General features: G+C 48.5%; 3 protein-coding genes. All 3 read left to right on the plus strand.

Annotated features, from left to right (window positions below; translation table 11 throughout):
* Positions 1-380: 50S ribosomal protein L11 methyltransferase (locus HKN79_04485; protein ID NNC82813.1), on the plus strand; the 380-nt coding region annotated here is incomplete at its 5' end.
* 23 nt (positions 381-403) lie between these two features.
* The gene (locus HKN79_04490; GenBank protein NNC82814.1) at positions 404-4,795 is read left to right on the plus strand and encodes a hypothetical protein; all 4,392 of its coding nucleotides are present in this window, start codon (positions 404-406) and stop codon (positions 4,793-4,795) included.
* Positions 4,796-4,876: 81 nt separating this feature from the next.
* A partial coding sequence (locus tag HKN79_04495; GenBank protein NNC82815.1) for a hypothetical protein occupies positions 4,877-5,723 on the plus strand: 847 nt, incomplete at its 3' end.

A 5,723-nucleotide genomic window follows, 5' to 3' on the forward strand; every position in this document is an offset into this window, starting at 1 on the left:
TGGCCATTCTAGCTGAGAAGAAAGGTGCGCAAAGAGTCCTGGCAACCGATATAGAAGACTTCATCGTGGACAATGCGCGATCGAATGTGCGGCATAATGCTTGTGTGAATATTCGTGTGGATAAAGCCGATCTGACCGAAATGAAGCCCGGTGAGTACGGACTTATCTTAGCTAACATCAATCTCAACACGCTGACGCAGAACCTTTCGGTCATTCGATCATTGGCCGCAGAAGGTGCTGACATTGTATTGAGTGGATTCTATAATACTGATGCACACGGCCTTATCATGCAATCCGAGTCTGATGGAATGCGTTTGGTGCATAAGAAAACACATGACAATTGGTCGGCTCTAAGATTCAAATATTCCGCCTCGCATTAGTTTCCATATGCCTTCAACTTTCGATGGGCCTATGGGCTCAGACATTCTCAGAAGATCAGGTCAGCTACCTGGAAGAGATTTCAGACCTCTTCATCTCTCAAGATAAAAAGCAAGGAAAGAAGTTCATCGAGGAGGAGTTCACGCCCTTCTGGAATGGAGCACTGGATCCCTCTGTGCGAACAGATATCTATGAACTGAGCAATACCTTCGGTAAACTCCGCTTCCGGGCATTTCCAGAATTCCACGATTTCTTGAGCACGGCTATTCGGCTACAGACCTCTGCTGACCCGAACTATTCTGCGTGGATAGAGACCTTGAGGGCACTTTCCAGAGGAAAGAAGTCCAAGCTGACTGATTTCAATGAAACGGTAGCACGGGCATACCGGAATGGCCTGCTGGTGGACAAGAGTACGGTACAGTGGAAGTATAAGTCCGAATCAGGCTTTACCATCGATCCAGGAAAAGACCCTTCGCTCATATTTGAGACCACCGATCTGGTCTGCTATGCCAAACGGGATAGTTCCAACATCTATGCTACATCAGGAGTGTATGATATCTTATCAAAGAACTGGGAGGGGAAAGATGGGAAGGTCGACTGGCAAAGAGCAGGCTTGGACCCCGATAAGGTCTATGCCGATCTCAAGACCTACTCCATCGGAATGAAGAGTTCTTCTTACAACATCGATTCCGTGCTGTTCTACAATGAGTTCTTCGAGAGACCGCTGCTCGGCAGCTTGAAGGAGAAGGTCATTGCGGGTAGGGACAAGGAGAATTCCAGTTTCCCTCAATTCGACTCCTATGAACAGCGATTGCGGATCGAAGAGATCGCCCCCAACATGGTCTATGATGGTGGATTCTCGATGAAAGGTCGCAGACTGGTCGGTACTGGAACAGTCGAACAACCGGCCCGATTGGTCATCTACAGAGATGACCGCCCCTTCTTGATCTCCAATTCCTTAGCGTACATCATACGACCAGATAGGATCGCAAGTGATAATGCCCGCATCACGATTTACATGAGTGAGGATAGCATCACTCACCCCGGGGTCCAACTCGGATACATCAAAGAAGACAATCTACTGAGTCTGGTCAGGACCGATGAGGGGATCTCCAAAAGTCCCTTCTACAATTCCTATCATGATCTGGAAATGTATTTCGAAGCCTTGTATTGGAATCTGGGAGAACCTGTCATGACCATGGGCAACCTGTTCGGCAGTTCCAATACAAAAGCGGCATTCGAGTCCAAAGATTATTATCAGGAGCGTAGGTATTATGCCTTACAGGGAATCGACCCTATCAACCCACTGGTGCGTGTCCGTGACCTGGTCAAGGAATTCGGAGATGGATTCTACGCAAGTGATTTTGCGCGGGCTACCCGATTGCCACCGGATGTGGCCAAACGCCAATTGATCATTCTGGCCAATCAAGGTTTCCTGCAGTATGACCTGGAATCCGATTATGTGATCGTACGGGATAAACTGGAAGACTATGTGATGAATCGGGCAGGAAAGAGGGATTATGATATCCTGCTTTTCAATTCTGATATCGGAACAGAGGCTAATGCTACCTTGAATCTGATCAACTACGACCTACTATTGAAAGGCGTACGGAAGATCAATCTAAGTGATTCGCAGCGCGTGAGTATTTACCCGGATGGCCGCCAACTGACGGTCAAGAAAGACCGTGACTTCCTCTTCGATGGGGTCACTGTGGCCGGTAATCTGGAATTATTCGGCTCGGATTGCAGATTCGCTTATGAGGATTTCAAAGTGGATATCGCCCAGTTGGATTCTGTCAGACTCAATGTAGAGAAATTCGACTGGAGCGGAATGGGCAAGGTCCCAATGGTGCAGGTCACCAATGTACTAGAAGGAGGGAGAGGTGTCCTTAGTGTGGACGATAGCAGGAACAAGTCCGGTCTGAAAGGAGAGGAGTTCCCCTTCTATCCGAAATTCGAGAGTTTGGATGAATCCTACGTGTACTACGATGATTCATCCATTCAGGGAGGTGCCTATGATCGATCGGACTTCTTCTTCAAAGTCGAGCCTTACTCCCTGGATAGCCTGGATAACTTCGTTGCCAATAACATCGCTCTGGATGGAACCTTGGTCTCTGGGATCTTTCCCAATATAGATCACCCTTTAACTGTACAACCTGATTATTCGCTCGGCTTCGAGATGAATACCTCCTCCAACGGTCTGATGGCCTATCAGGGAAAGAACCGCTTCAATGAAAAGGTCATCCTCAATGGCAATGGACTACAAGGAGATGGTGTGATAGAGTATCTGACGGCCACAGCCACTGGAGAGGCCTTCGTTTTCCTTCCGGATTCCACTATCGGGGTCACGAGCAGTTTTGTCAATCTTGAACAAAGTCAAGGAGTACGTGTACCAGAAGTAAGTGCTGATGCAGTAAGAATGACCTACGTTCCCGATTCCGACTACTTGAGAGTACAATCCCTGCAGGAAGATATCTCCTGTTTCAATGGGCAGGCAGCCATGGATGGGCAATTCACCTTACGTCCCGATGGATTGACCGGTATAGGCACCATGGATCTGAGTGACGCAGAATTGGAATCACCGCTCTTCACCTATACCGAGTCAGATATCTATGCAGATACCTCCGACTTTCGACTCACAGGTCTGGAAACGGATTTCGCCTTTAAGACCGAAGACGTGAACGCGCATATCGATTTCGTGGGTCGTAAGGGGGAGTTCAAGGCCAATGGAGAGGCGAGCTTTGTCGAGTTCCCGGCTAATCAGTATGTCTGTTATATGGACAAGTTCATCTGGTTCATGGATCAAAACGATCTGGCACTCGAGTATGATGGTCAGGTCTCCAATGACTTCGTCATAGATACCGATCTGGATCTCACCAAATCCAATTTCTTCAGTACGCGCGAGGATCAGGATTCACTGAACTTCATGTCTCCCAAAGCGGTTTATGATCTGGATCAGTCGATCATCAATTGTAAAGAGATAGAATTCATCAAGGTCGCTGATGCACGCATCAGTCCGGATAGCGGCAAAGTAGTGATTCGCAAACGGGCCAAGATGGATCCCCTGAACAATGCGACCATTGTGGCCAACTTCGTGACGAAGTTCCATACACTCACCAATGCAGATCTGGAGATACACTCGAGCAAGGATTATGAAGGTTCAGGCGACTACACCTATGTAGATGAGGTGGAGAATGAGCAACTCATCCGATTCAATGATATACGCGTGGATAGTTCTCTTCAGACCGTTGCAGAAGGGACCATCCTGTCCACCGCTGATTTCTCTATCAGTCCCGCCTTCCAGTATTCAGGAGAGGTCGACCTTTATGCCAATACAAAAGGACTCTATTTCAGAGGTCGTACCCGTGTCTTCCATGATTGCGATCTGGATAAGAACTGGATGAACTTCGAGGCCGCAATTGATCCTGAAGAGGTATACATTCCGGTAGATACCGCCTTGACCGATGAAACGGGCCTCCCGGTAGGCATAGGTCTATTGATGGATGATGAGATACTCGACCTGTATTGCACCTTCCTCTCGGCCATACGGAGCGATAGGGATGAGGTCATGATGAGCAGCAGTGGCGTACTCACCTATGACAAGAAGAGCAAGGAATATCTGGTGGGTCCGCGAGACAAACTCAGAGAACGCAATCTGACCGGTAACCTCATCGCCCTGTCCACACAGAGTTGCCAGGTAAGAGGTGAAGGTCAGTTCAACTTCGGTCTCGATCTGGGACAGGTGGATATGCGCCCGGTAGGGAGGTTCGTCAACAACACGGCCGAAGAGAAGTTCAATTTCACAGCCATGTTCCCATTGGATTTCCACTTCAGTGAGCAGGCGATGAAATCCATGGCCGAGGATTTCGAGAAATTCCCTCAACTCAAACCCTTGGTCCTCCAGAATTCTGTCTACCCGCTGGGACTGAAAGAGATCCTCGGACTTGAAGAAGCAGATAAGTTGATCTCTCAGCTCACCCTGACAGGAAGCGTGAAAAAACTGCCTGCGGAGTTGGCAAGCACCATGGTACTGACCGACATCTTTTTCAAATGGGATGCGGAAGAGGCCTTGTATGTCTCAGAAGGCCCCATCGGTCTGGCCAGTCTCGGAAAGAAAGAAGTCTTCGCCCAAGTCAACGGGATAATACGCATGCAAAAGAAACGGGGCGGAGATGCCATAACTATCTACTTGGAGATGGACGATGAACACTGGTACTATTTCGATTATACACGCACCTTGATGCAGGCCTACTCCAGCAATCAAGAGTTCAACGACATTGTGATGAACACCAAAGAAGACGAGCGCAAGATGAAAGGTGAGAAAGGGGAGGATCCATACAACTATCTATTATCCTCTAAAAGGAAGAAAGACATCTTTCTGGAGGATATGGAAGATATGGGGCATTGGACACCATGACAGTTCTATGTGCTATAAGATTACTTTTGACTGCTGAACACTGGAATTACACACGGTTTGCATAGATCGCTACTGACCATTATGCTATTGGTCTGCTCCGTGCTGCTCATAGGGCAGTCACAGGCAGAGAAAGACCTGCTCAAATCGGCCGAGAAGAAATTCGAGGAAGGTCGATTCCTGGAAGTGCTTCCTGACTATAGACAGTTGGTCAGCATCTCTCCAGAGAACAAGGACTATAACTTCAAGTACGGCACATGCCTGCTGTACAGTGATGAGGATGTGACCACCGCTGTCAGTCACCTCTCCTTCGCATGCCGAGGAGGTAACTTCTCCGATAAAAGGGCCTACTTCTATCTGGGCAAGGCCTACCATCTCAATTACCAGTTTGCTGATGCGCTCCAGTCCTATGAGGATTTTAAAGACAAGGTGGACGCCCGCACCGGATCGGCATTCAGAGAAGTGGATCGACTGATCACCATGGCCGAGAATGGTAAAGAGCTACTCTCGGATATCAAGGATATCAAAGTGATGGACAAGACCGAGTCCACTATGGGCGAGTTCTTCAGGAACTATGACCTCGGTGATATGGGAGGGAGCATCATCAAAGTGCCTGAGGAATTGCTCAGTTCTCAAGACAAGAAGAAAGGTCACAGCCCACTGATGTATTTCCCTTCAGATGGAAGTATGGAGATCATCTTTTCCAGCTATGGCAAAGGAGATCATCTGGACCTCTATTCTGTCAATCGCACATCGAGCGGTGGCTACACCGACCCTGAGAAATTGCCCGGGGTGGTCAACAGTCCATTCGATGAGGACTTCCCCTTTCTCCATGCCGATGGCCGCACACTGTACTTCTCCTCCAAAGGCCACAATAGCATGGGAGGCTATGACATCTTCCAAGCAGAACGCAATCTCTCGACCGGAGTAT

It is taken from the genome of Flavobacteriales bacterium (assembly GCA_013001705.1).
In the GTDB taxonomy this organism is placed as follows: domain Bacteria; phylum Bacteroidota; class Bacteroidia; order Flavobacteriales_D; family JABDKJ01; genus JABDLZ01.

Coding starts and splice junctions, on each gene's coding strand:
- HKN79_04490 (NNC82814.1), top strand. CDS start 404: ATGGGCCTATGGGCTCAGACATTCTCAGAAGATCAGGTCAGCTACCTG.